Here is a 24,525-nt window from a genome sequence, read left to right as displayed (position 1 = left end):
GGTCACCACTCATTGGTCGCCACTCCGGGGATCGAGCGCATCGCGCAGGCCGTCGCCAAGCAGGTTGAAGCCGAGGCTGACGATGAGGATGGCGAAGCCCGGCGCGCCGGCCACCCACCATTGGTCGAGCACGAAGCGGCGGCCGGACGCGATCATGGTGCCCCATTCCGGCAGCGGCGGCTGGGCGCCCAGGCCGAGGAAGCCGAGGCCGGCGGCGGTGAGGATGATGCCGGCCATATCGAGCGTCACCCGGATGATGAGCGAAGAGATGCAGAGCGGCATGATGTGGCGCAGCACGATGCGGAACGGAGAGGCGCCCATCAATTGCACCGCCTTGATGTAATCCGAATTGCGCACGGTCATCGTCTCGGCCCGCGCAATTCGCGCGTAAGGCGGCCACGAGGTGATGGCGATGGCCAGCACCGCGTTTTCGATCCCGGGACCAAGGGCGGCGACAAAGGCCAGTGCCAGGATCAGCTTGGGAAAGGCGAGGAAGATGTCGGTAATGCGCATCAGAATGGCATCGGTCCAGCCGCCGGCATAGCCGGCGACGGTGCCGACCAAAAGGCCGATGGGGGCTGCGATGACGGCGACAAGAATGACGACGTAGAGGGTCCAGCGCGAGCCGAAAAGAATGCGCGAATAGATATCGCGGCCGAGATCGTCGGTGCCGAACCAATGCGCCGCACTCGGCGCCAAAAGCCGGGCATTCTTGAGATCGCCGATGGTCGGCGAATAGGGCGCCAGCACATCGGCAAAGGCGGCGACCAGCAGCAGCGCGATGATGATGAGCAGGCCGAGAAACGCCAGCCGGTTGGCGGAAAAGCGCCGCCAGGCGACATAGGCGCGGCCGAGCCTTGCCTGCATGCGCGAGGCCGGCCGATCGCTGAGCAGCCAATCGCGGCGCGTTTGGATTGCTTCGGCGCTCATCCTGTCTTCGTCCTCGGATCGAGCACCTTGTAGAGAACATCGGACAGGAGATTGATGCCGATGAACACCGAACCGATGACGATGGTGCCGCCGAGCACGGCGTTCATGTCGGCGTTCTGCAGCGAATTGGTGATGTAGAGGCCGATGCCGGGCCAGGAGAACACCGTCTCGGTCAGCACCGAACCTTCGAGCAGCCCGGCATAGGACAGGGCGATCACCGTGACCATCGGCACCGCGGCGTTGCGCAGCGCATGGCCCCAGATGATTCGCGTTTCAGACAGGCCCTTGGCGCGCGCGGCGACGATGTATTCCTGCGACAGCTCATTCAGCATGAAGGAGCGCGTCATTCGGCTGATATAGGCGAGCGAGAAATAGCCCAGCAGCCCTGCCGGCAGGATGATGTGGCGGTAAGCGTCGTAGAAGACATCCCACTGGCCCTGCAGCGCGGCGTCGAGCAGGTAGAAGCCGGTGATCGGTGTGAATGTGTACTCGTAGACGATGTCGAGGCGGCCGGGAAAAGCCACCCATTGGAGCTTGGCGTAGAACAGGACAAGCCCCAAAAGCCCGATCCAGAAGATAGGCACGGAATAGCCGATCAGGCCGACAATGCGAACGATCTGGTCGATGAGACTGCCGCGTTTTACCGCTGCCAGCACGCCGAGCGGCACGCCGATCAACGAGCCTATCAGAGTGCCCAAAGTCGCCAGTTCGATCGTTGCCGGAAAGGCACGGCGGATGTCGGTCATCACAGGATTGGTGGTCAGCACGGAGGTGCCGAAATCACCGTTCAGCGCATGCTTGAGATAGATATAGAATTGCTCGATCAACGGAAGATCGAGCCCCATCTCGCGGCGGGTGCGCTCGACGACATTGGCCGGTGCGCGGTCGCCGAGCACCGCCAGCACCGGATCGATCGGGATGACGCGGCCGATGAAAAAGGTCACCGCGAGCAGGCCGAGATAGGTGGTGACGGCGATGACCAGGAAGCGGCCGATCGCCAACAAGATAGCGACGGCGCGGGCGCTTCCCTGCCCCGCCGTCGCCTGGTTTTCAATCGCGCTCATCAGGGCGCGTCCGCCGGCGCTATTCCTTGGAGACCGGGCCGACGAAGTTGGTGTCGAAGCTCGGACCGAGCGCAAAGCCTTTCAGGTTTTTGCGCAGGCCTGCCACTTCCAATTGCTGGTGGATGATGACGAAGGGGCTGGTGTCGAGGATCGTCTTTTCAAGGCTCTTGTACATATCGGCGCGCTTGCCGGCATCCTTCTCCAGCAAGGCTGCTTCGGTCTGCTTTGTCAGGTCCGGGATGTCCCAGGCATTGCGCCAGGCCAGCGTCTTGGTCTTGCCTTCATCCGAATTGTCCGGGTTTGAGGCAAAGGTCTGGGCGTTGGAGTTCGGATCGAAATAGTCCTGGCCCCACTGGCCGATATAGATGTCATGATTGCGGGCGCGATATTTGGTCAGCGTCTGCTTGCCGTCGCCGGGGATAATTTCCAGCTTGATGCCGGCCTGGCCAAGCGTCTGCTGGATCGATTCCGCCATGCCGGTGGTCGGCTGTCCCGTGCGTACATCCATGGTTACGCTGAAGCCGTCGGCCAGGCCGGCCTTGGTCAGCAGTTCCTTGGCCTTGGCGACGTCGAACTTGAACGGATTTTCGTCCAGTTCGCCCAGCACGCCCTTGGGCAGGAAGGTCTGGTGAATCTCGCCAATGCCCTTGAGGATGGTCGTGCTCAGCGCATCGTAGTCGACCAGATATTTGAACGCCTGGCGAACCTCGGGCTTGGCGAGGTTCGGATTCTTCTGGTTGAGACTGATGTAATAGACCGTGCCCTTCGGCGCGCTGGTCGTGGTGAGATCGGCATTCTTGGCGATGGCGTCGAGATCGTTCGGCTCGAGGTTGCGGGCAACGTCGATGTCGCCTGCTTCGAGCGCCAGGCGCTGCGCCGAGCTTTCCTTCATGTTGCGGTAGATGACGCGGGCGAGCTTGGCCTTCTCGCCATTGTAATTGTCGTTGCGCTCCAGCACGACGACCTCATTGGCCCGCCATTCGCGCAGCTTGTAGGCGCCGGAGCCGGCATAACCGGTCTTCAGGAAGGCGTTGCCGAAATCGTTGTCCCATTTGTAGTCGGCACTCGGCGTCACCGCGGCGACATGTTCCTTGACCAGCTTTGCGTCGACGACCGAAGCGACCGTTGCCGACAGGCAGTTTAACACGAAGCTCGGCGCATAGGCCTTGTCGACGGTGAACTGGAAGGTGGTATCGTCGACGGCCTTGGCCTTGTCGGCAACATTGTCGCCGCTGATGCCGAACTGGTTGATGATGAATGCCGGCGGCTTGTCCAGCTTGATGGCGCGCTCGAAGGAATAGGCGACATCGGCGGCCGTCAGTGGATTGCCCGAAGCGAACTTTAGGCCGGGCTTGAGCTTGAACGTATAGACCAGGCCGTCGTCGGAGACGGTCCAGCTCTCGGCAAGGTCGCCCTTGACCTTGGAGGTGTCGCTGAGGTCGAGGCGGACCAGCAGATCATAGGTGTTGCCGGTGACTTCGGCGGTCGACAGTTCGAACGCCTCGCCCGGATCCATGGAGATGATGTCGTCGATGGCAAAACCTTCGACCAGCGTGTCGGCGGGGGTCACGGCAAAGGCCGGCGCGACGCCAATGAGCAGAGCGGACATGGCAGCACCTGCGAGCCAGACGCGCGAACGTAGAGCAAACTTTTCCATCATCATGATGATTGTTCCCTGTTTTGTTGATTGTTGACCCCGAGTTCCCGGCTCAGGGCTGCAGTAATCTTTTTCGCGGCCGGAGGACGACCGTTAGACCCCATACCGTGTTGATTTTTTTCCAGTTGGTCAACACCCTATCCGGCAGCCCTCCAACCGGCAACGGGCATTTTTGCGAGCCGGCATACTGGACCGGAATATGCTGTGCGCGTCGAAGCATGGGCGAGCCAATTGCAGCCGCCGATGGGGAAAAAATCTGCTCTTTTCGGTGTTACTTGATGGCAGCGACCAGATCGGCGTCGGGGAAGCAGGTGGCGGGGCGGCCGTTCTTTTCCTGCCAGGAGCCGATCGAGCGGCGGGTCTTGAAGCCGGGCAGACCGTCGGCGCTGCCGACATCGTAGCCCTTGGCCTCCAGCGCCCGTTGCAGCGCGGCGATGTCGGAACGATGCAGGCCGCCGACCGCACCCCAGCTGCCGACGAAATCAGCATCGCCATGGGCGATGCGGTCAGCGCCATGGCCGATGAACAGGGCGTAGAGGTCGCTGGTGTTGTATTGCTTCAGCACGAAGAAATTTGTCGTGGCGATGAAGGCCGGACCGCTGCGTCCGGCCGGCATCAAAAGGAACCCTTCCGCCTTCAGTTCGTTGGCCGGAAAGGCTTTGCCGCCGACGCGGCTGATTCCCATCGCCGCCCAGGCTGAGATCTTCTTGCCTTGGTCGGGACCTTCGAGCGAGCAGGAAACGCTTTCCGGAACCGTCACCTCGAAACCCCAGCCACGCCCCTTCACCCAGCCATAGTGGACGAGATAGTTGGCGATCGAGGCCAGCACGTCCGGCGTCGAATTCCAGATGTCCGGGTGCCCATCACCGTCGTAGTCGACGGCGTGCTTCAGGAACGAGGTCGGCATGAATTGCGGCTGGCCGAGCGCGCCGGCCCAGGACGATTTCATGGCGCCGACCGGCGCCAACCCATGCTCGACGATCTCGAGCGCCGCCAGTACCTCGGTGCGGAAGAAGTCCTTCTTGGTCGACATGAACGCCTTGGTGCCGAGAACCTCGAAGGCGTCGTAGGGCATTTTCGCCGCGCCGAAACCGGTCTCGCGGCCCCAGATCGCCAACAGTATCTCGCCCGGGACACCGTAGCGCTTTTCGATCGCAGCCAGCGTCCTGGCGTTGGCCGCCTCGCGCGTGCGCCCACCTGACGTGACGGCGCGCACCGTCTTTTCGGCGAAATAGGCGCCGGGCGAACCGAACTCGGCCTGATGCTGTTTTTGCGGGGTTTTGGGTTTCTCGCCGGGCAGGACGAGGTCGGGCAATTTGAGGTTCGGCTTCACGCCGTCGAAAGCGGCGTCGAAAGTGGATTTGGAGATGCCTTTGGTCTGGGCTTGCGGCCAGAGATCGGTTTTCAGCCAGGCGCGGAACTGGTCGTCGATTTTGGCGGCGGAGGCGGGGGCTACAAAAAGCAGGGCAACGAGGGATGCGAGAAGCGCAACGAGCGCCAATCCAAAAGATCCGCGTTCTGTCGCGCCCCCCTCTGTCCTGCCGGACATCTCCCCCTCAAGGGGGGAGATTGGCTGTCGCTTCGGTTTTCGCCAACCACCAGCGTTGAAAGAAGAATGCCGCCCGAGAAGCTGCTGATCTCCCCCCTTGAGGGGGAGATGTCCGGCAGGACAGAGGGGGGTGTTTGGCGCAAACCTCGAAGAATGCGAAGCTTTCATGTCGCACATCCTGCCCGCCAACTGCGTCAAAACGCCGTCCGCGAGCGCAAGGCCGCCGCCAGCGTCCCCTCATCCAGATAGTCGAGTTCGCCGCCGACCGGCACGCCATGCGCAAGCCTGGTGACCTTGATCTCGAAACCCGAGAGCTGGTCGGTGAGATAATGCGCCGTCGTCTGGCCCTCGACCGTGGCGTTGACGGCGAGGATCACCTCCTTCACCTCGCCGCCGGCGACGCGGTCGACCAGCGAGCGGACATTGAGCTGGTCGGGGCCGATGCCGTCGAGCGGCGACAGCGTGCCGCCGAGCACGTGGTAGCGCACATTCATGGCCGCCGCCCGCTCCAGCGCCCAGAGGTCGGAGACATCCTCGACGACGATCAGCGTCGAGGCATCGCGGCGCGGATCGGTGCAGATCATGCAAGGGTCGGAGGTATCGACGTTGCCGCAGGTCGTGCAGATGCGCACCTTGTCGGCGGCTTCAGCCATGGCGGCGGCGAGCGGCGACAAAAGCTGCTCCTTCTTCTTGATGAGGTGCAGTGCCGCACGCCTGGCCGAACGAGGCCCTAGCCCCGGCACCTTGGCCAGGAGTTGGATCAGGCGTTCGATCTCGGGACCGGCGATTCGCTTCGACATCGCACTGATCTAGGATTTTTCCGCGCGCTTTGAAACATGCGCATACGCACCGAGCCCGCCATGCTGCCATGGCGGGCTCGGAAACTGTTTTAGGCGTCAGTAAGCTGACGCTGGCCGGGTCTGGTCGATAATCATCGCGCCGATAGCGTCGGTATTCTCAGGCGTTGACTGGAAGCCCATCGACGCTTCCTGCGTTGCCGATGGAACCGAGGTGATGTAGCGGGCGTTCAGCGTGCCGCCGAAACGCGAGGCATCGGGCTCGGCCATCGGCTCCTGCATCGCCACCTCCGTCTGCTTGGCGGCGATGCGGGCGCTCTTGGCGGGCGCCGCGGAAGCCGTCACATAGGTCTGCTCGGCCGGGGCACGTGTCGTCTTGGCTGCGCGAACCGCCGCGGCCTGCTTGGCCGGATCTGGACGGACAATGGTCTTCACCACCGGCTCGGCGTAGGCAACCTGCAACGGCGCTTCAGGCACAGGCGCGCGCGGCTGCGCCGAGGCAACCATGGTCGTGGATTCATCCGGCAGCGGCTGCCAGTTGCGACCGCGCTTCTCGTAGAAGGCGTTGCCGCCGGCAACCATGGTGTAATGCATGTTCTTGTAGGGGAACCTCAGGCCGGCGGTGTGGAAGTACATCGTGTTCTTCAGCTTGGCCTTGCGCTCGCCCTTGAGCACCGCATCGGCGGCCTCCTCGACATCGGGCATCGCTTTCGAATTCATCGCCCGCGTCATCACGCCGGGCGCGAACTGGCCCGGTTCGCCAACCACTTGGCAAATGGTGCTGCCATGATTGCCGGAGCGCAGCCGGTTCATCACCACCGTGCCGACGGCGATCATGCCGTCACGGCTCGAGCGGTTGGACTCGAAGAACATCGCCCGCTCCAGGCATTCCTTCTCCTTCGGCGTGTTGCGGTAGGCGCGCGTCGAAAGGAAGCTGGGCGTGATGGCGTCGGTCAGGCTGGCGACCGACAGGCCGTGCGAAGACGTGGTCTGGCTGCAACCGGCCAGGAACATAGGGGAGAAGATGATGCCGAGCAGAAGCGGCGTCTTCCATCGCGTCGCGATCAACAAAAATGCCTCATTGTCCAGATGCCCGCCCGCCCCGAGATGTGGCAAGAATGAGACTCTTAAAGGCAAAAAGATGGCTAAAGGATTAGCTTTCGTGCAGCATAGGTAAAACTTTATAAATGCCCGGATATGTCCGCGTGAGCAAAGCCGGAGAAAGTCTTAACGACAGCCTCCGCAGCCGATTTCCCTTCATAATCAATTAACTGCTTGGAGCCGGCTCAGAACGGCAATTTCATTCCGGGCGGGATCGGCAAGCCTGCCGTCAGCGCCTTGGTCTTCTCCTGCATAATCTGCTCGACCTTATTTTTGGCGTCATTGTGAGCGGCCAGCAGCAGGTCTTCGAGAATCTCGACCTCGTCCTCCTTGAACAGCGAGGGATCGATCTTCAGCGACTTCATCTCGAACTTGCCGGTCAGCGTGACGCTGACCAGGCCGCCGCCGGCCTGCCCGCTTGCTTCAATCGTCGCGATCTCGTCCTGCATGGCCTGGAACTTGGCCTGCATTTCCTTCGCCTTGCCCATCAGGCCGAGAAGATCTTTCATGGTCGGGTCCTTTGCGGATTCGTGGCTATGGTCAGGTTTCGTCGTCGTCGGATGGGGGCTCGACCGGCGCTTCGGCCTTGTCGGTGTCGACTTCCGGCGCGTCGGGAATGCGCACGTCGATGATCTTGGCGCCGGGAAAGCGCGCCAGGATGGCGGCCACAGCCGGATCGCTTTTCGCGTCGGAGAAAGCAGTCTCGCGCCTGGTCGATTCCATCTCGGCCAGCGTTTGGCCGCCCTCTTCCTTCGACAATGACACCAGCCAGTTGCGGCCGGTCCAGGCGCGCAGCTTCGTCGTCAAGTCGTTGAGCAGCATCTTGGGCGCATCGGCGGTCAGGCCGACGTCGATACGGCCGGGCTCGATGCGCACCAGGCGAATACAGCTCTTGACCAGCACCTTGAAGGCGATGTCACGCTGCGCGTCGGCAAGAGCGACAATATCGGCCAGCGATTTCAGCGGCGGCGATTGCGGCTCGACGACCGGCTGCGGAGGCGCGACAAAGGCGACCGGGGGCGCGTCGACCAATCGCATGGTTTGCGCACCGGCTGGCCCGGACGGCACCCGGGTCTGCGCTACCGCGCTGGCGCCGCCGCCATTGCCGGCATTTACCGGCGCACCATTCGGGCGTGACGCACCACCGGACGCCGGAGCGCCGCTCTCCAGAGATTTCAGCGCCTCGTCCAGCGTCGGCAGGTCGGCGGCATGCGCCAGCCGGATCAGCACCATCTCGCCGGCGCTGACCGGTCGGTTGGACGACTGCACCTCGGGAATGCCTTTCAAGAGCATCTGCCAGGTTCGCGACAGAACCTTGACCGACAGCGTGCTGGCGAAGTCGGCGCCGCGGCGGCGCTCATCATCGGACAGGGAAGCGTCGTCGGCAGCAGTCGGCACGAAGCGCAGCCGGGTGACGAGGTGGTTGAATTCGGCCAGATCGGTCAGCACGGCAGCCGGATCGGCGCCGGTGTCGTACTGGTTGCGGAATTCGGCAAGGGCGGCCGCCACATCGCCCTTCATGACATGTTCGAACAGGTCGACGATGCGGGCGCGGTCGGCGAGACCCAGCATGGCGCGCACCGCTTCGGCGCTGACGGCGCCGCCGCCATGGGCGATCGCCTGGTCGAGGATGGAGAGCGAATCGCGGGCCGAGCCTTCGGCGGCGCGCGCGATCATCGCCAGCGCGTTGTCGTCGACCGATATGCCTTCCTTGCCGGCAATCGAGGAGAGGTGCGCGACCAGTGCGCCAGCATCGATGCGTCTCAGGTCGAAACGCTGGCAGCGCGACAGCACGGTGATCGGCACTTTGCGGATTTCGGTGGTGGCAAAGATGAATTTGACGTGCGGCGGCGGCTCTTCCAGCGTCTTCAACAGGCCGTTGAAGGCCTGGGTGGAGAGCATGTGCACTTCGTCGATGATGTAGACTTTGTAGCGCGCCGACACCGGGGCATAGCGCACGCGCTCGATAATGTCCCTGATGTCGTCGATGCCGGTATGCGACGCGGCGTCCATCTCGATAACGTCGACATGGCGGCCTTCCATGATCGCCTGGCAGTGCTCGCCCAGGAGGGCGAGGTCGACCGAGGGATGGTCGACCGTCGGCGTCTTGTAGTTGAGCGCCCGCGCCAGGATGCGCGCCGTCGTGGTCTTACCGACGCCGCGCACGCCGGTCAGCATCCAGGCCTGGGCGATGCGGCCTGTGGAGAAAGCGTTGGTCAAAGTGCGGACCATCGGCTCCTGGCCGATCAGTTCGGAGAAATTCGACGGACGATATTTGCGCGCCAGCACGCGATAGGCGACGGCCTTTTGCTTCTCCAGGTGTTCGGGGTCCGAATTTCCGGCTTCGCTCATTCGCCCGTAAAGCTCCAAAAGGCCGCGTCTCAGCGTAGCCGATTCCTGCTAGATCGTTTCACCGTTTTCTGAAACGGCAAACCGCTCTACCCTTTGCTTTAACGCAATTCCGGACGGGAAACCGCTCACACTTTCCCTGGAATTGCTCCAATAGTCTCGCCCGCGCTGCAATGCGTCGTCAATGTCGCGAGAGGGGCCGATGAGGTGGGAGGCTGGAACAATGACCCGTTCCGGGCTCGTTAGGGCTGCTTCCTTCCGGACCTGACCCGGTTGGCGAGTGGATCGTCCACCACCAACCTCCCGCGTTCCATATCGGCAATTCAGCGATCAAATGCAAGGGTGCATTGAGAATCGGATGCCCTTGAACTCCGCCGCTCAATGAATCGCTTGCAGCCCCCGTGCAGCCGCTCTAGCGTCATGAGTTTGGGAATATGCGAGAAGCGCAAGGGAAACGCCAATGCTACCGGGCCTCAAGGCCGGATTCACGCTCGACTCCAGGCTGGAGGCGGATAGCGAGCAGCTGATGTGGCTCGGCCTGTGCGAGCTCAGGGTGATGAACGATAGCCGCTGGCCATGGCTGGTCCTGGTGCCGCAGCGGCCGGGGGCCGAAGAAATCCACGACATGACGCCGCTCGACCAGGCGATGTTGACCTTCGAAACCAACATGGTGGCGCAGGCGCTGAAAAGAACCACGGGCTGCACCAAGATCAACACCGGCGCGCTCGGCAACATCGTTCGGCAATTGCATGTCCATGTCATCGCCCGCTCGGAAGGCGATCCGGGCTGGCCGGGGCCGGTGTGGGGGCACGGCATGCGCGAGCCCTATGAGCGTTCAGGCATCCGCCAGTTTGCGCAACAGATCAAGGCGGCGCTATAAGCGCCGCCTGTGTCCATTCCTAGACGTTCGAGCTTCCATGACCTTTCGCCTTTTTGACGCGCCCTTGCGCGAACCGAGCCAGTTCGTCGGCTTCGCCGGAAACACGATTGATCGGCAATCCGAGAACCGCGCCGACGATTCCGTCGAAAAGGCGTTGGCCGATCCCTCGGCACGTCTTTTGCCGATGCATGGCGGACGGCTGTATCTGAAGTTGCACGATGGCAGCTTCGACCCTTGGTTCGATCTGGCTGAGAGCCAGAAGCTGCAGCCATCACTCGCACAAGGCGTGCTGCTTGGCTTTGCCGAGAGCGGCCCGGTACTTGCCGTGCCGGTCGGCCTCGATCCCGAACAGCTACCGGAGACCATGAAGGCGATCGATTATCGCTCGGTCTATATTCAGGGGCTGATCGACGAGGCGGCAGCGGGCGCGCTGGCGCAAGGCGCCGCCCTGCTTGCCTGGCATGCCACCCATCGCTTCTGCAGCAAATGCGGCCATGAATCGCAAATGCGGGCCGGCGGCTACAAGCGCCATTGCCCAAATTGCGGCACCGAGCACTTTCCACGCACCGATCCGGTGGCGATTATGCTGACGGCGACGCGGGAAAAATGCCTGCTCGGCCGCGGCCGACATTTCGGGCCCGGCATGTACTCGGCGCTTGCCGGCTTCATCGAGCCGGGCGAGACGATCGAGGCGGCGGTGCGCCGCGAAACGCTGGAGGAAGCCGGCATCCGGCTCGGCCGCGTCGTCTACCATGCCAGCCAACCCTGGCCGTTCCCCTATTCGCTGATGATCGGCTGTTTCGGCGAACCGCTCAATGACGACATCCAGGCCGATCTCAACGAGTTGGAAGATTGCCGCTGGTTTTTTCGCGACGAGGTGCGTTCCATGCTGGAGAGGACGCACAAGGACAATCTGGTCACGCCGCCGAAAGGCGCGATCGCGCATCATCTGATCCGCGCCTGGGTCGACAGCGAATAAGAGTTGTTATTTTACGCAATTCCGGACGGAAAACCGCTTCACACTTTTCCTGGAATACTTAACGGGAGCAAAAAATGATCCGTCACACCGTGGTTTTCACCCTGAAGCACCCGCAGTACTCGCTGGAGGAAAAGCGGTTCCTCTCCGATGCCAAGCGCATCCTCAGCGCAATCAAGGGCGTCACCCATTTCGAGCCGCTGCGGCAAGTCAGCCCGAAGAACGACTATCACTTCGGCTTCTCGATGGAGTTCGTCGATCAGGCCGCCTACACCAGATACAATGAGCACCCGGACCACGTCGCCTTCGTGCGTGACCGCTGGATCCCGGAAGTCGAAACCTTCATGGAAATCGACTACGTGCCGCTGACCCTGCTGGTTTAGGGGAACCTTAGTCCGCGACCTTCCACTGCTCGCGCGACTCACTGGCGGGATAGACGCCCAGAATGCGCACTTCGCGCGAGAAGAAGCGCAGTTCGTCCAGCGCCAGCTTGACCAGCGGATCGTCGGGATGGCCCTCGATATCGGCGTAGAACAGCGTCGCGGTGAAAGCGCCCAGTTGATAGCTCTCCAGCTTCGTCATGTTGACGCCGTTGGTGGCGAAACCGCCCATTGCCTTGTAGAGCGCAGCCGGCACGTTGCGGACACGGAACATGAAGGTCGTCATCATCTTGGTGTCGGCCGAGGGCCGTTCGGCCAATCGCTTGTCTTTGGTCAGGACGACGAAGCGGGTGACATTCGAGTCCGTGTCCTCGACATTCTTCTCGATGATGTCGAGGCCATAGAGTTCTGCGGCGAGCGCAGGCGCCAGCGAGGCCATGGTGCGGTCCTTGAGCTCGGAAACCAGCTTCGCCGAACCCGCCGTGTCGCCGGCAATCACCGGCTTCCAACCATTCTTGCGGATGTATTTGCGGCACTGTCCCAGCGCATGGATATGGCTGTGCACGGTCTTGATCTCTTCGCGTTTGACGCCTGGCAGCACCATCAGTTGGAAATGGATCGGCAGGAAATATTCGCCGACGATGTGGAGTTTCGATTCCGGCAACAGATGATGGATGTCGGCGACGCGGCCGGCGATGGTGTTTTCGATCGGGATCATGGCGAGGTCGGCCTTGTTGGTCTCGACCGCGTTGAAGGCATCCTCGAAGGTGGGGCACGGCAACGGCTCCATCGAAGGGAACATGTTGCGGCTGGCGGTGTCGGAATTGGCGCCCGGTTCGCCCTGGAAGGCTATTCTGTTGGTCTTGTCAGGCATGCCGATATCTCAGGTTTGAAAGGATCTGCGGTGTCAGGAAAGAATTTATCTTCTCAGCAAAGAATTTGTCTGGCGCGTTCGAGGTCTTCCGGCGTGTCGACGCCGAGCGGCAGCGATTGCACGATCTCGGCATCGATGCGCATACCGGCCTCCACCGCCCGCAACTGCTCCAGCCGCTCGCGCCGTTCCAGCGGCGACGGTTTTAGCGCGACGAAGCGTTCGAGGGCTGAGCGCCGATAGGCGTAGAGGCCGACATGGTGATAGAGCGGCCCCTCGCCCCAGGGCGCGGTGGCGCGGGTGAAATAGAGCGCCTTCAGCCGCGTCGCCGACAACGGCGAACCGACGATCTTGACGACGTTGGGGTTGGCCTTTTCCTCGTCGCGGACGATCTCGACGCCGAGCGTGGCGATGTCGACCGCAGCGTCCTCGAACGGTTTCAGCGCCGCACCAATGATCTTGGGATCGATGGTCGGCAGGTCGCCCTGCACATTGACGATGGTTTCGACCTTGCGATCGGGGTCGAGCGCGGTCAGCGCCTCGAAGATACGGTCGGAGCCGGATTCATGGTCGGTGCGCGTCATCACCGCCTCGAAACCGTGCGCGCGCACCGCTTCGGCCACGTTGCGCGTGTCGGTTGCCACCACCACCCGACCAAGCCCAGCCTCAGCGGCGCGGCGGGCGACATGGACGATCATCGGCGCGCCGGCTATGTCGGCCAGCGGCTTGCCCGGCAGGCGCGTCGAGGCCATGCGGGCCGGGATCAGGATGAGCGTGGACATCGAGGTGCAACGCGTTCGAAAGAGGATGGGGAAAGTGGCAAAAGGTCTCACTGGAAGCGCCCTTATAGGTGTTGCAACGCCCAAGCAAAAGACCTAGTTTCCGCCCGATTTGGCCGGCTCGACGGGGTGGGTCACGATACCGACGGACGGAGTGGACGGAGAGGTCCGCCGGAAAAGGGAGCCCTGGGGCGTATGGATTCCAACGAAGTCAACAAACTGCTCGCCGGGTTGCTTGGAACCTGTTTCGTCGTCTTCTCGGTCGGTTTGGTGTCCGACGCCCTGTTTGCCTCGCCGGCGCCGGAAAAGCCCGGCTTCGCCATCGAGGCGACGGAGCCTGCCGAAGGCGGCGCCGCCGGCCCCGCGGCAGAGGCCAAGCCGATCGCCGACCTTTTAGCCACCGCCAATGTCGAGCAAGGTGCGGCCGTCTTCAAGAAATGCCAGGCCTGCCATTCCGGCGAAAAAGGCGGCCCCAACAAGGTCGGCCCGGATCTCTGGGACATCGTCGACCGCCCCGTCGCCGAGCATGAGGGCTTTGCCTATTCGGCCGGCATGAAGGAGTTTTCCAAGGGCGGCGCCGAGAAGTGGACCTATGACAACCTCAACCACTTCATCACCTCGCCGAAGAAATTCGTGAAGGGCACGGCGATGGGCTTTGCCGGCCTGCCAAAGGACGAGGACCGCGCCAACGTCATCGCCTATCTGCGAACGCTGTCGGACAGCCCAAAGCCGCTGCCGACGCCAGGTGCCGCCGCTGATGCAACCGCGCCGGGCAAGCCGGCCGAGGGTGCTGCTCCGGCCAAGCCGGCTGAAGGTGCAGCTCCAGCCCCTGCGACGCCGGCACCGGCGCCCGCCAAATAACCGAATTGTCATCTCCATGATCTCAAAAAAGCCGGGTTCAGCCCGGCTTTTTGTTAGGAAAATCGCATATGCGGCGACAAAGCCGCCGCGTGGCGGTTTTCACCGGCGTCAAATCATTTAGGATCGCCGGGCATCGCGAAGAGGAGAACGCATGACGGTTGGCCGAACGCTTCTGAGGTCCTTTCTGGTTGTGGGCGCCCTCGCAGGCGGCCTGCAGGCAGCCTTCCCCCAGGAATGGCACACCACCTCTTCGCTGATCGGCCCCTCCAAATATGGCGAGAATTTCCAGCGCTACGATTATGTGAATCCGGATGCACCGAAGGGCGGTACCTACAATTCGGTCGTTTCCGGCACGTTCGACAGCTTCAATCCCTATATCGTTCAGGGATCGCCGGCAGCCGGCCTGCAGCCATTTGGCGGCGGCCTGCTCTACGACACGCTGATGGATCAGGCGACTGACGAAGGCAGCGTCAGCCACCCGCTCATCGCCGATGCCTACAAGTACCCGACCGACTATTCCTCGGCCACCTACCGGCTCGACCCACGGGCGAAATGGCATGACGGACAGCCGATCACCACTGACGACGTGATCTGGTCGTTCCAGGTGCTGAAGGCCAACAGCCCGATGTACAGCCGCTATTTCGAAAACGTCACCGACGCAGTCGCTGTCTCGGACCGTGAGGTCGAGTTCCACTTCGACCAGAAGGGCAATCGCGAACTGCCCAAGATCCTCGGCGACCTTGTCGTGCTGCCCAAGCATTGGTGGGAAGGCACCGACGCCAATGGCAAGAAGCGCGACATCACCAAGGGGACGCTGGAGCCGCCGCTGGGCTCGGCTGCATACAAGATCGCCAGCTTCAAGGCGGGGTCGGAAATCGTCTGGCAGCGCGTCCCCGACTATTGGGGCGCCAAGCTGGCTGTGAAAATCGGTCGGGAGAATTTCGACACGCAGCACTTTACCTACATTCTTGACGACAACGCCTCCTGGGAGGCGTTCAAGAAAGGTGGCCTCGACGATATCAAGCCGGAAAACAGCTCGAAGCGCTGGGCGACGTTTTATGATTTCGCGGCGATCAAGGCCGGCGATGTGATCAAGCAGGAGTTCAAGACCACCTCGCCCGAGCCGATGCAGGCTTTCATGCTCAACCAGAGACATAGGTTGTTTGCCGATCGTCTGGTCAGGGCCGCGCTCACCTACCCGTTCGATTTCGAATCGATGAACCGCACGCTGTTCTTCGGTTTCAACACTCGCACCCACAGTTATTTCCAGGGCACGGACCTAGCCTCCAGCGGCTTGCCGCAAGGCAAGGAATTGGAGATCCTGGAGAAGTACCGCGACAAGCTGCCGCCGGAAGTATTCACCCGGGAATTCAAGTTGCCGGTCTACGATTCGCCGCAGGCGGAGCGCAAATATCTGAAGCAGGCGGTCGACCTGTTCGCCCAGGCCGGCTGGGTGATCAAGGGCGGCAAGATGGTCAACGCCAAGACCGGCGAGCCATTCAAGTTTGAAATCCTAGGCTCGAATGAAACCGACCAGGTCATTTCCAGCCCCTGGATCGCCAATCTGCGCAAGATCGGCGTCGATGCGACACTGCGCATCGTCGACCCGAGCCAGTACACCAACCGCGTCAGAAATTTCGATTACGACGTCATCACAGGACAGCTCCAACAGTCGGAATCGCCCGGCAACGAGCAGCGCGATTTCTGGAGCTCCAAGGCCGCCGACACACCGGCATCGCGCAATTATTCCGGCATCAAGAACCCGGTCGTTGACGCCCTTGTCGACCGCATCATTTTTGCCATGGATCGCGATGACCTCGTCGCCACCACCCATGCGCTCGATCGCGTGCTGCTGTGGAATTACTATGTGGTGCCGCAATACTATCGTGCCGTTGTGTGGCTGGCTTACTGGAACAAGTTCGGCATCCCGGAAAAGCAGCCCGGCTACCGTGGCGCCGATATCGATTCCTGGTGGATCGATGCGGACAAGGAAAAGGCCCTGGCCGCCAAGTACAAGGGCAGCAATTGATGGCGGGGCTCCCTCGCCGCGATTTCCTGGCCCTCAGTGGCGCCGCAGCCGTTGCTGCGCTGCTGCCGGGCAAGGCTTTCGCCGCCAGCCCAACCGGCGTGAAACTGCATGGACTGTCGGCTTTCGGCGACCTCAAATACAAGCCGGACTTCACTCATTTCGACTATGTCAATGTCGATGCGCCGCAAGGTGGCGTCTTCAACTTCCTGCCGCGCAACTGGCTTGCCAACCAGACGCCGCTGACCTTCAACACGCTGAATTCGTTCGTTCCCAAAGGCGATTCGCCCCAGCGCACGGAGATGTGCTTCGATTCACTGATGGTGAGAGCGTACGACGAACCTGACGCCGTTTACGGGCTGATCGCTGACGGCGTGACGATTTCCGACGACCGCAACGACTTCACCTTCTCGCTGCGCCCGCAGGCCCGCTTCCATGACAGCACGCCATTGACGGCAGAGGATGCCGCCTTCACCTTCAAGCTGCTCAAGGACAAGGGGCACCCGTACTATTCCCTGCCGCTAACGCATCTGGATGACGCGATTGCCGTGGATGCCCACACGCTGCAGCTTAGGTTTTCCGGCAAGCAGACAAGCCGCACCATCCTCAACGTCGTCGAGTTCCCGGTCCTGTCGAAGGCTTTCTACACGACCAACCCGTTCGATTCCTCGCAGATGAACCCGCCGTTGGGGTCAGCCGCCTACAAGGTCGGTCGCTGGTCGGCAGGGGCCTGGATCGAATATGAGCGTGTGGCTGATTATTGGGGCAACGACCTGCCGGTCAATCGCGGCCAGAACAATTTTCAGCGGATCCGCGTTGAGTTCTATCAGGACCGTAGCGTTGCCTTCGAAGCGTTCAAGAAGGGAGAAATCCTCTACAGGGAGGAATTCACCTCGCGCGTCTGGGCGACCGGCTACGACTTCCCAGCCTTCACTGCCGGCAAGGTGGTGAAGCACGAATTCCCGGCCGAAACGGTGCCTTCGATGCAGGGCACCGCCGTCAACCAGCGGCGCGAGCAGTTTCGCGACTCGCGCGTGCGGCAGGCGATCGGGCTCTGCTTCGACTTCGAATGGACGCGGCGCAATTTCTTCTACGGTTCCTATGAGCGCTCGCAATCCTGCTTCGAGAAATCCGAATTTCGCGCCGAGGGCAGACCGTCGCCACAAGAATTGGCTCTTCTTGAGCCGCTGCGTGAGCAGATTCCCGCCGAGGCTTTTGGCGAAGCCGTGATCCAGGACGCGTCGAACGGCTCCGGCCGCGACCGGCAGTTGCTTGGCAAGGCGGCCAAGCTTCTGGCCGAGGCCGGCTGGAAACGGTCCGGCAATTTCGTCGTGAACGACAAGGGTGGTCGGTTGTCCGCAGAGTTTCTTGTCGACGACGAAGTCTTCGAACAGGTCTACTCGCCCTGGGTCGAAAACATGAAGGCGGTCGGCATCGATGCCTCGATCCGGCTGGTGGATGCCGCGCAATATCAGCTACGGCAGAATTCGTTCGACTACGACCTCGTCTCGGTCGCGGCCTCGTTTCCGGCGACGCCAACCCGTGACGACCTCGAAACCATTTTCCATTCGCGAGCAGCTACCGTATCGGGCTCTCGCAATCTGCCGGGAACGTCGAGCCCGGCCATCGACGCCCTGGTTGACGCCGCGGGCGCCGCCAAGGATCGCGAAGGCCTGACAATTGCCATGCGCGCGCTCGACCGGGTCTTGCGTGCACGGCGGGATTGGATTCCAAGTTGGTTCTTGGCGAATCATCGAAGCGCCTATTGGGACATGTTCGGTTTTCCCGAGCGGAAACCCGATTTCGACTTTCCGGTCGAAGCGCTGTGGTGGGTCGACAAGGGCAAGGCGGCAAAAATTGGCAAAGGGTAGGCTGTTGCGCGGCACTTTACCCTCCCCCTCGTGGGGAGGGTCGGTGAGCACTTCGTGCGCAGCGCGAATGGCGAACCGGGGTGGGGGTGTGACGGCGTACGCCGGATCGAGACTACCCCCACCCCGCTCCGCTTCGCGGATCGACCCTCCCCACAAGGGGGAGGGTGAAAGCTGATGGGCGCCTACATACTGCGCCGTATCCTGCTGATGATACCGACCCTGTTCGGCATCATGGCGGTTGCTTTCGTCGTCACTCAATTCGCACCGGGTGGACCGGTCGAGCAGGTCATCGCCAGCCTGACCAACCAGGGCGGCAGCGACCGCCTCGGCAGCGGCGGCGGCGATGCAGGAGGCGGCGGCAATTTCGATGTGGCCGGTGACGTCGGCTCGAAGTATCGCGGCGCGCAAGGGCTCGATCCGGAATTCATCAAGAAGCTGGAAAAGCAATTCGGCTTCGACAAACCACCGCTCGAACGCTTCGGCATGATGCTGTGGAACTATGCCCGCTTCGATTTCGGCGACAGCTATTTCCGTGACATCTCGGTTCTTGACCTGATCCTGGAGAAGATGCCGGTGTCGATCTCGCTTGGGCTGTGGATCACGCTGTTGTCCTATCTGATCTCGATCCCCCTTGGCATCCGCAAAGCGGTCAAGGACGGCTCCGCCTTCGACGTCTGGACCAGCGGCGTGATCATCGTCGGCTATGCCATACCGGCCTTCCTGTTCGGCATATTGCTGATGGTGCTGTTCGCGGGCGGCTCCTTCTGGGACTGGTTCCCACTGCGCGGCATCGTCTCCGACAATTGGGACCAATTGTCGTGGCCCGACAAGATCGTCGATTATTTCTGGCACATGACCTTGCCGCTGACGGCGCTGGTGCTGTCGGCCTTCGCGACGACGACGCTGCTGACCAAGAACTCCTTCCTGGAAGAGATACGCAAACAGTATGTGGTGACGGCCCGTGCCAAGGGCCTGTCGGAGCGGCGGGTGCTTTACGGACATGTGTTCCGCAACGCAATGCTGATCGTCATTGCCGGCTTTCCAGCGGCCTTCATCTCGGCCTTCTTCACCGGCTCGCTTTTGATCGAGAACATCTTTTCCCTCGACGGTCTCGGGCTGCTCGGTTTCAGGTCCGTGTTGGCGCGCGACTATCCGGTCGTGTTCGCCAACCTCTATATATTTTCGCTGCTTGGTTTGTTCGTGACGCTGTTGTCCGACCTGATCTACACATGGGTCGATCCGCGCATCGATTTCGAGCGGAGAGACGTCTGATGACGCAGGCTGCAGCCGAGATCACACCGACAAGGATCGCCCGCCCCTGGCTGTCGCCGCTCAACAAGCGGCGCTGGCAGAACTTCAAGGCCAACCGGCGCGGCTACTGGTCGTTGTGGATATTCCTCGCTCTGTTCGTGCTGTCGCTGTTTGCCGAACTGATCGCCAACGACAGGCCGATCGTCGCCTACTACAAAGGCGAGATCCTGTTCCCGGTGGCGGTCGCCTACCCCGAGGAAAAATTCGGCGGCTTCTACGCCGTCACCGACTATCGCGACCCGGTCATCCGCGACGAGATCAACGCCAATGGCTGGATGATCTGGCCGCCAATCCGCTATTCCTACCGCACCGTCAACAATGCGATCCCCGACGCCGCTCCCGCAAAACCGTCATGGGAATACGACGCGCAGAGGCGATGCAGCCAATATCCGCAAGGCGCTGCCGATCCTGACTGCATTGTCGGCAACTGGAACTGGCTGGGTACCGATGACCAGGCGCGCGACGTGCTGGCGCGCATCATCTACGGGTTCAGGATTTCCGTGCTGTTCGGGTTGATCCTGACTGCGGGTTCGTCGGTTATCGGCGTCGCCGCCGGCGCGCTGCAAGGGTATTTCGGCGGCTGGACCGACCTTCTCTTTCAACGCTTCATAGAAATCTGGTCGGCGATACCGCTGCTGTATCTGCTGCTGATCGTCGCCGCCATCCTGCCGCCGGGCTTCTTCATCCTGCTCGGGCTGATGCTGCTGTTCTCCTGGACGTCGCTTGTCAGCGTGGTGCGCGCCGAATTCCTGCGCGCTCGCAACTTCGAATATGTCAACGCTGCCCGCGCCCTTGGCGTGTCCAACCGCACCATCATGCTGCGCCATCTTCTGCCCAACGCCATGGTCGCGACGCTGACCTTCATGCCTTTCCTGGTCAGCGCCTCGATCTCGACGCTGACCTCGCTCGACTATCTCGGTTTCGGCCTGCCGCCAGGCACCGCTTCGCTTGGCGAACTGCTTAAACAGGCGCAGAGCAATCTCAACGCTCCCTGGCTTGGTATATCCGGCTTCGTGGTCATCTCGCTGATGCTGTCGCTGCTGGTGTTCATCGGCGAGGCGACGCGCGATGCGTTCGATCCGCGCAAGGCGTTCCGATGAGCGAGCCCCTGCTCTCGGTCCGCGATCTCAGCGTTGCCTTCACGCAAGGCGGCAACCAGTCGATAGCCGTCGACCACATCTCCTTCGACCTCGCCAAGGGCGAGACGGTGGCGCTGGTCGGCGAATCGGGCTCCGGCAAGTCGGTCTCCGCGCTTTCGGTGCTGAAGCTGCTGCCCTACCCGACGGCCAGCCATCCCTCGGGCAAGGTCCTGTTCCAGGGCGCCGACCTTTTGGCGATGAACGAAAAGCAGTTGCGCAGCGTGCGCGGCAACAAGATCACCATGATCTTCCAGGAGCCGATGACTTCGCTCAATCCGCTGCACACGATCGAGCAGCAGATCGTCGAGATCCTGGCGCTGCATCAGGGCATGGGCGACCGCCAGGCCAAGGCGCGCACGCTGGCGCTGCTCCACGAGGTGGGCATTCGCGAACCGGAAAAGCGGCTCGACGCCTATCCGCACCAATTGTCCGGCGGCCAGCGCCAGCGCGTCATGATCGCCATGGCGCTGGCCAACGAACCGGAACTGCTGATCGCCGACGAACCGACAACGGCGCTCGACGTCACCGTGCAGGCGCAGATCCTCGAATTGCTGGCGGAGTTGAAGAGCCGTAAGGGCATGTCGATGCTGTTCATCACCCATGATCTCGGCATTGTCAGAAAGATCGCCGACCGCGTCTGCGTGATGACCAAAGGCAAGATCGTCGAGACCGGGCCGACCAAGGACATCTTCGCCAACCCGCAGCACGCTTATACCAAGCACCTGCTCGCCGCCGAGCCGAAAGGCAAGCCGCCGGCCGCCAACGACGCCGCCAAGCCGGTTATGACCGGCAAGGACATCAAGGTTTGGTTCCCGATCAAAAAGGGTTTCTTTCGCACCACCGTCGACAATGTGAAGGCGGTGGACGGCATCGACGTCACCGTGCGCGCCGGCCAGACCCTCGGCGTCGTCGGCGAATCCGGCTCCGGCAAGACGACGCTCGGGCTGGCGCTGGCGCGGATGATCTCATCGACCGGCACCATCCAGTTCAATGGCAGCGACATCAACCAGCTTTCCTTCAACGCCATGCGGCCGCTGCGCCGCGAGTTGCAGATCGTTTTCCAGGACCCGTTCGGCTCGCTCAGCCCGCGCATGTCGGTCTCGGAGATCATCGAGGAAGGCTTGAAGATCCATGAGCCGAAGCTGTCGCCCGACCAACGCGACGACAAGGTGGTCGCCGTGCTGAAGGAGGTCGGGCTCGATCCGGTGACCAGGAACCGCTATCCGCATGAATTCTCCGGCGGCCAGCGCCAGCGCGTCGCCATTGCGCGCGCCATGGTGCTCAATCCGCGCTTCGTCATGCTGGACGAACCGACCTCGGCGCTCGACATGAGCGTGCAGGCGCAAGTGGTCGACCTCTTGCGCAATCTGCAGGCCAGGCACGACCTTGCCTATCTGTTCATCAGCCACGATCTGAAAGTCATTCGCGCCCTTGCCAATGACGTCATCGTCATGCGCAATGGCAAGATCGTCGAAGCCGGCCCTTCCGAACAGATTTTCGAGCGCCCGCAGACCGACTATACGAAGGCGCTGATCTCGGCCGCGTTCAAGATCGAGACGGCGCCAGTCGGTATCGTCAGCGAATAACAGGGAATACAATCCGCAAATGGAAAAAGGCAAAATCCTGCTTGCCGTCACCGGCTTTCATCCGCAGCGCTGGCGCGAGCTGCTGTCGGCCGAGCGCGAAGTGGTGCTGGAGCCGGACGGCGCCTCTGACCCGTCGATCACCTATGCGGTGGTGTGGAAGCAGAAGCCGAACCTCTTGAAATGGCTGCCGAATCTACGCGCAATCTTCTCGATCGGCGCCGGCGTCGACCATATCTTCGCCGATCCCGGCCTGCCCGATGTGCCGATCGTCAAAGTGGTCGCTGACAACCTGACGCAGTACATGACCGAATATGTCGTCTGGCGCGTGCTCGACCATCACCGCCAGGGCATGCTCTATCGTGCGCAGCAGCCGAAGAAGACCTGGCACGAACCGCCGCAGCGGCCGGCCGGTGACATCTCGGTCGGCATTATGGGGCTCGGCAATCTCGGCCGCGCGGCGGCATCGGTGCTGTTGTCGCTCGGCTTTGCCGTCAATGGCTGGTCGCGCAGCGACAAGGCCATGAAAGGCGTTGCGACCTACGCCGGAGAGGCCGGGCTGATCCCCTTCCTCAACGCCACCGACATACTGGTGGTGCTGTTGCCGCTGACGCCGGATACGCACGGCATCATCAATTACGGCGTGCTGAAGGAATTACGCAAGCGCAACGGCCTCGGCGGCTCGGTGCTGATCAATGCCGGGCGCGGCCGGCTGCAGAAGGACGCCGACATATTGCGCGCGCTGGACGACGGCACGCTGAAGGAGGCGAGCCTCGACGTGTTCGAGGTCGAGCCGCTGCCGAAGACCAGTCCGCTATGGAGTCACCCGAAAGTGTTCGTGACGCCGCACGCGGCGGCGACCTCCGACCCTGTCCACCTGGCGCCGAGCATGTTGCGGCAGATGGATGCCTTCGAGCGCGGCGAAAAGCTTGATAACGTGGTCGACCGCAAGGCGGGGTACTGAGGAAGTTCAGGTTCAGCTCGGCAGGGTGAACTTCTTCTGTTTGTTGGGCTTGCCGCAGTCGCGGCGGACGATCGAGCGGTTCATGGCGTCGATCTTGCCACTTGCCAGATCAGTATCGCGCTTGCTTTTGGAGCGCATATCCGGCGTGAACGGGCCGAAGCCCATCGCCGGATTGGAGAAGCTCGGCTTGGCGTCCGTCGACAGATGGTATTGCTGCGCCAGTTCGTTGCGCTGCGCCAGCAACTGGTCGCAAGGCACGTTGTCATATTGCAGCGACGATTGCACGTCCTGGTCCTGCCGCTCCGACATCGAACTGCCCATGCAGCCGGTCATTGCCAGGCAAGACACCAAGACCATCATGTTCCAGCGCATGTGTTCCTCCTCAATGCCTGCCGAGGGCTTTTCCCGGCTTGTATCCTACCTGATGCCGCGCCAGCCGCAAAAATCCTATTCACGTTTTCGAACAAGACGAGACATCAACCCTTGGACGAGGGCACCGCCAGCGCGGCAAGCCCGTCGACCGGCTGGCGGCGATCCCAGCGGATGACGGTCGGCTGCATCGACAGCACCGACAGGCCGTTTGCGGCAAGCACCCGCTCGACATAGGCTTGAGAATGGGCGTAGCGACGAGACGGCTGCAGCGCGAAACCGGCGTCGCCGCCCGCCCCGCCCTTGGCTGGCTTTTCGACGGAAAAGGCAAACAGGCCATTGGTGGCCAGAATGCCCGCGACGGTCTTCATCACGCGATCGAGCGCGCCGACGTAGATGAACACGTCGGCCGCCACCACCAGATCGGCTTTCGGTCCGGCATAGGCGAAATCCTGCAGATCGGCCTTGGCGAGCAGATCGTAGACGCCTTTGGCGCGGGCCTTTTTCAGCATGGCGGCGGAGATGTCGTAGCCCTCCAGCCGTTCGGCGACCGGCCGCAGTTTCTCGCCCATCAGACCGGTGCCGCAACCAAGGTCGAGCGCCAGCGAAAAGCGGCCCGCCCTTGCCGCTCGAATGGCGCGATCGAGAAACTCCGGCAGCCGGTAGCCGAGCTTGCCGACCAGCGAATCTTCGAAAGTTTCGGCATAGTGGTCGAACAGCGTTTCGACGAAGGCGCTGGGTGGCGCCGCGGCAGCCGGCGCCTTGCCGATGAGTTGCAGCTTCAGCGCAGCGCCAAGGCGATCCGCCGGGTCGAGTTTCAGCGCCGTCGCCCATGCTTGAGCCGCCACGTCGAGCCGCTCGGCCGTCTCCTGCATCTCGCCAAGACGGAACCAGCCCGCCGCCCATTGCGGCGCCAGTTCCAGCGCGCCGAGCAGCAGCTCCGCCGCTGCCGCGTGCTCGCCCGAGCCGAAAAGCATCTCGGCATAGTCGGCGCGACGGTCGGCGGTCAGGTCGCCGGACGAGATTTTCAGCGGTTGCATGGCGATGGCCCCGCCGGCTGATGCGGCC

At 62.2% G+C, this 24,525-nt stretch carries 22 protein-coding genes and 1 other RNA gene; 10 read left to right on the top strand and 13 right to left on the bottom strand.

Translation table 11 applies throughout. The features are described 5' to 3' along the window. Positions 1 to 9: 9 nt before the first annotated feature. The 9 genes from nikC to ffs all read right to left on the bottom strand — a co-directional run bounded on the left by nikC (position 10) and on the right by ffs (position 9,751). Positions 10 to 930 carry a nickel transporter permease gene (gene nikC / locus NKH35_RS02700; protein ID WP_023682024.1) on the bottom strand — a complete coding sequence of 307 codons (921 nt, stop codon included), beginning with the start codon at positions 928 to 930 and terminating at the stop codon, positions 10 to 12. Further along, on the bottom strand, positions 927 to 1,994 hold the full coding sequence (locus NKH35_RS02695) for an ABC transporter permease (protein WP_023669524.1): 1,068 nt from the start codon (positions 1,992 to 1,994) through the stop codon (positions 927 to 929). The genes nikC and NKH35_RS02695 overlap by 4 nt, the downstream gene beginning before the upstream one ends. 19 nt (positions 1,995 to 2,013) lie before the next feature. Beyond that, entirely contained in the window at positions 2,014 to 3,657 is a 1,644-nt protein-coding gene (locus NKH35_RS02690) for an ABC transporter substrate-binding protein (RefSeq protein ID WP_023725785.1), read from the bottom strand. A 265-nt stretch (positions 3,658 to 3,922) separates the two neighbouring features. Continuing rightward, complete coding sequence (locus tag NKH35_RS02685) at positions 3,923 to 5,200, bottom strand: lytic murein transglycosylase (protein WP_352913295.1); 1,278 nt, start codon at positions 5,198 to 5,200, stop codon at positions 3,923 to 3,925. Positions 5,201 to 5,394: 194 nt separating this feature from the next. Then, a complete protein-coding gene (gene recR / locus NKH35_RS02680; protein ID WP_023696745.1) occupies positions 5,395 to 6,000 on the bottom strand; it encodes a recombination mediator RecR in 606 nt (201 codons plus the stop codon). A 96-nt stretch (positions 6,001 to 6,096) separates the two neighbouring features. Next, on the bottom strand, positions 6,097 to 7,065 hold the full coding sequence (locus NKH35_RS02675) for a cell wall hydrolase (protein WP_023732457.1): 969 nt from the start codon (positions 7,063 to 7,065) through the stop codon (positions 6,097 to 6,099). Between the two features lie 218 nt (positions 7,066 to 7,283). Further along, complete coding sequence (locus NKH35_RS02670; protein ID WP_023730911.1) at positions 7,284 to 7,607, bottom strand: YbaB/EbfC family nucleoid-associated protein; 324 nt, start codon at positions 7,605 to 7,607, stop codon at positions 7,284 to 7,286. 31 nt (positions 7,608 to 7,638) lie between these two features. Then, on the bottom strand, positions 7,639 to 9,450 hold the full coding sequence (locus NKH35_RS02665; protein WP_023732458.1) for a DNA polymerase III subunit gamma/tau: 1,812 nt from the start codon (positions 9,448 to 9,450) through the stop codon (positions 7,639 to 7,641). Positions 9,451 to 9,654: 204 nt separating this feature from the next. Continuing rightward, an RNA gene (gene ffs / locus NKH35_RS02660) (signal recognition particle sRNA small type) lies at positions 9,655 to 9,751 on the bottom strand. Positions 9,752 to 9,907: 156 nt separating this feature from the next. Here ffs and NKH35_RS02655 point away from each other — a divergent pair. The 3 genes from NKH35_RS02655 to NKH35_RS02645 all read left to right on the top strand — a co-directional run bounded on the left by NKH35_RS02655 (position 9,908) and on the right by NKH35_RS02645 (position 11,686). Beyond that, positions 9,908 to 10,327: an HIT domain-containing protein gene (locus tag NKH35_RS02655; protein WP_023682032.1), complete on the top strand. Its 420-nt coding sequence runs from the start codon at positions 9,908 to 9,910 to the stop codon at positions 10,325 to 10,327. A gap of 37 nt (positions 10,328 to 10,364) precedes the next feature. Continuing rightward, positions 10,365 to 11,306 (top strand): NAD(+) diphosphatase, encoded by a 942-nt coding sequence (gene nudC, locus NKH35_RS02650; protein ID WP_023732459.1) that lies wholly within the window; start codon positions 10,365 to 10,367, stop codon positions 11,304 to 11,306. A gap of 74 nt (positions 11,307 to 11,380) precedes the next feature. Next, the gene (locus NKH35_RS02645) at positions 11,381 to 11,686 is read left to right on the top strand and encodes a Dabb family protein (RefSeq protein WP_023669515.1); all 306 of its coding nucleotides are present in this window, start codon (positions 11,381 to 11,383) and stop codon (positions 11,684 to 11,686) included. Between the two features lie 7 nt (positions 11,687 to 11,693). Here NKH35_RS02645 and NKH35_RS02640 read toward each other — a convergent pair whose 3' ends face one another. Together NKH35_RS02640 and NKH35_RS02635 are read right to left on the bottom strand one after the other, a co-directional pair. Beyond that, positions 11,694 to 12,557, bottom strand: a complete 864-nt coding sequence (locus NKH35_RS02640; RefSeq protein ID WP_023682034.1) for a prephenate dehydratase — start codon at positions 12,555 to 12,557, stop codon at positions 11,694 to 11,696. Positions 12,558 to 12,610: 53 nt separating this feature from the next. Then, entirely contained in the window at positions 12,611 to 13,336 is a 726-nt protein-coding gene (locus tag NKH35_RS02635; protein WP_023712584.1) for a 3-deoxy-manno-octulosonate cytidylyltransferase, read from the bottom strand. Between the two features lie 192 nt (positions 13,337 to 13,528). On the opposite strand from NKH35_RS02635, the gene NKH35_RS02630 reads away from it, so the two are divergent. From NKH35_RS02630 to NKH35_RS02600, 7 genes are all read left to right on the top strand, one after another. After that, positions 13,529 to 14,194 carry a c-type cytochrome gene (locus NKH35_RS02630; RefSeq protein WP_023688767.1) on the top strand — a complete coding sequence of 222 codons (666 nt, stop codon included), beginning with the start codon at positions 13,529 to 13,531 and terminating at the stop codon, positions 14,192 to 14,194. 151 nt (positions 14,195 to 14,345) lie between these two features. Further along, positions 14,346 to 16,223: an extracellular solute-binding protein gene (locus NKH35_RS02625; RefSeq protein ID WP_023740776.1), complete on the top strand. Its 1,878-nt coding sequence runs from the start codon at positions 14,346 to 14,348 to the stop codon at positions 16,221 to 16,223. Beyond that, complete coding sequence (locus NKH35_RS02620; RefSeq protein ID WP_023740777.1) at positions 16,223 to 18,091, top strand: extracellular solute-binding protein; 1,869 nt, start codon at positions 16,223 to 16,225, stop codon at positions 18,089 to 18,091. The genes NKH35_RS02625 and NKH35_RS02620 overlap by 1 nt, the downstream gene beginning before the upstream one ends. A gap of 174 nt (positions 18,092 to 18,265) precedes the next feature. Then, a complete protein-coding gene (locus tag NKH35_RS02615) occupies positions 18,266 to 19,363 on the top strand; it encodes a microcin C ABC transporter permease YejB (protein WP_023669509.1) in 1,098 nt (365 codons plus the stop codon). After that, on the top strand, positions 19,363 to 20,502 hold the full coding sequence (locus NKH35_RS02610; RefSeq protein WP_023730907.1) for an ABC transporter permease: 1,140 nt from the start codon (positions 19,363 to 19,365) through the stop codon (positions 20,500 to 20,502). Before NKH35_RS02615 ends, NKH35_RS02610 begins: the two co-directional genes overlap by 1 nt. After that, entirely contained in the window at positions 20,499 to 22,127 is a 1,629-nt protein-coding gene (locus NKH35_RS02605; protein ID WP_023732462.1) for an ABC transporter ATP-binding protein, read from the top strand. The genes NKH35_RS02610 and NKH35_RS02605 overlap by 4 nt, the downstream gene beginning before the upstream one ends. Before the next feature lie 19 nt (positions 22,128 to 22,146). Beyond that, positions 22,147 to 23,088 carry a 2-hydroxyacid dehydrogenase gene (locus NKH35_RS02600; protein ID WP_023732463.1) on the top strand — a complete coding sequence of 314 codons (942 nt, stop codon included), beginning with the start codon at positions 22,147 to 22,149 and terminating at the stop codon, positions 23,086 to 23,088. A gap of 12 nt (positions 23,089 to 23,100) precedes the next feature. Here NKH35_RS02600 and NKH35_RS02595 read toward each other — a convergent pair whose 3' ends face one another. Together NKH35_RS02595 and NKH35_RS02590 are read right to left on the bottom strand one after the other, a co-directional pair. Further along, on the bottom strand, positions 23,101 to 23,460 hold the full coding sequence (locus NKH35_RS02595) for a hypothetical protein (protein ID WP_023669505.1): 360 nt from the start codon (positions 23,458 to 23,460) through the stop codon (positions 23,101 to 23,103). A gap of 104 nt (positions 23,461 to 23,564) precedes the next feature. After that, positions 23,565 to 24,497, bottom strand: coding sequence for a class I SAM-dependent DNA methyltransferase (locus tag NKH35_RS02590; RefSeq protein ID WP_023732464.1), 933 nt, complete (start codon positions 24,495 to 24,497; stop codon positions 23,565 to 23,567). Positions 24,498 to 24,525: the final 28 nt, after the last annotated feature.

Origin of the sequence: Mesorhizobium sp. M1143, from assembly GCF_040318435.1 — a bacterium.
Classification (GTDB): domain Bacteria; phylum Pseudomonadota; class Alphaproteobacteria; order Rhizobiales; family Rhizobiaceae; genus Mesorhizobium.
This window is presented reverse-complemented; position numbering and strand designations above follow the sequence as displayed.

Bases quoted from the DNA above. Each gene is read 5' to 3' on its own strand.
- nikC (WP_023682024.1), bottom strand. From the start codon at position 930: ATGAGCGCCGAAGCAATCCAAACGCGCCGCGATTGGCTGCTCAGCGAT.
- NKH35_RS02695 (WP_023669524.1), bottom strand. From the start codon at position 1,994: ATGAGCGCGATTGAAAACCAGGCGACGGCGGGGCAGGGAAGCGCCCGC.
- NKH35_RS02690 (WP_023725785.1), bottom strand. From the start codon at position 3,657: ATGATGATGGAAAAGTTTGCTCTACGTTCGCGCGTCTGGCTCGCAGGT.
- NKH35_RS02685 (WP_352913295.1), bottom strand. From the start codon at position 5,200: ATGTCCGGCAGGACAGAGGGGGGCGCGACAGAACGCGGATCTTTTGGA.
- recR (WP_023696745.1), bottom strand. From the start codon at position 6,000: ATGTCGAAGCGAATCGCCGGTCCCGAGATCGAACGCCTGATCCAACTC.
- NKH35_RS02670 (WP_023730911.1), bottom strand. From the start codon at position 7,607: ATGAAAGATCTTCTCGGCCTGATGGGCAAGGCGAAGGAAATGCAGGCC.
- NKH35_RS02665 (WP_023732458.1), bottom strand. From the start codon at position 9,450: ATGAGCGAAGCCGGAAATTCGGACCCCGAACACCTGGAGAAGCAAAAG.
- NKH35_RS02655 (WP_023682032.1), top strand. From the start codon at position 9,908: ATGCTACCGGGCCTCAAGGCCGGATTCACGCTCGACTCCAGGCTGGAG.
- nudC (WP_023732459.1), top strand. From the start codon at position 10,365: ATGACCTTTCGCCTTTTTGACGCGCCCTTGCGCGAACCGAGCCAGTTC.
- NKH35_RS02645 (WP_023669515.1), top strand. From the start codon at position 11,381: ATGATCCGTCACACCGTGGTTTTCACCCTGAAGCACCCGCAGTACTCG.
- NKH35_RS02640 (WP_023682034.1), bottom strand. From the start codon at position 12,557: ATGCCTGACAAGACCAACAGAATAGCCTTCCAGGGCGAACCGGGCGCC.
- NKH35_RS02635 (WP_023712584.1), bottom strand. From the start codon at position 13,336: ATGTCCACGCTCATCCTGATCCCGGCCCGCATGGCCTCGACGCGCCTG.
- NKH35_RS02630 (WP_023688767.1), top strand. From the start codon at position 13,529: ATGGATTCCAACGAAGTCAACAAACTGCTCGCCGGGTTGCTTGGAACC.
- NKH35_RS02625 (WP_023740776.1), top strand. From the start codon at position 14,346: ATGACGGTTGGCCGAACGCTTCTGAGGTCCTTTCTGGTTGTGGGCGCC.
- NKH35_RS02620 (WP_023740777.1), top strand. From the start codon at position 16,223: ATGGCGGGGCTCCCTCGCCGCGATTTCCTGGCCCTCAGTGGCGCCGCA.
- NKH35_RS02615 (WP_023669509.1), top strand. From the start codon at position 18,266: ATGGGCGCCTACATACTGCGCCGTATCCTGCTGATGATACCGACCCTG.
- NKH35_RS02610 (WP_023730907.1), top strand. From the start codon at position 19,363: ATGACGCAGGCTGCAGCCGAGATCACACCGACAAGGATCGCCCGCCCC.
- NKH35_RS02605 (WP_023732462.1), top strand. From the start codon at position 20,499: ATGAGCGAGCCCCTGCTCTCGGTCCGCGATCTCAGCGTTGCCTTCACG.
- NKH35_RS02600 (WP_023732463.1), top strand. From the start codon at position 22,147: ATGGAAAAAGGCAAAATCCTGCTTGCCGTCACCGGCTTTCATCCGCAG.
- NKH35_RS02595 (WP_023669505.1), bottom strand. From the start codon at position 23,460: ATGCGCTGGAACATGATGGTCTTGGTGTCTTGCCTGGCAATGACCGGC.
- NKH35_RS02590 (WP_023732464.1), bottom strand. From the start codon at position 24,497: ATGCAACCGCTGAAAATCTCGTCCGGCGACCTGACCGCCGACCGTCGC.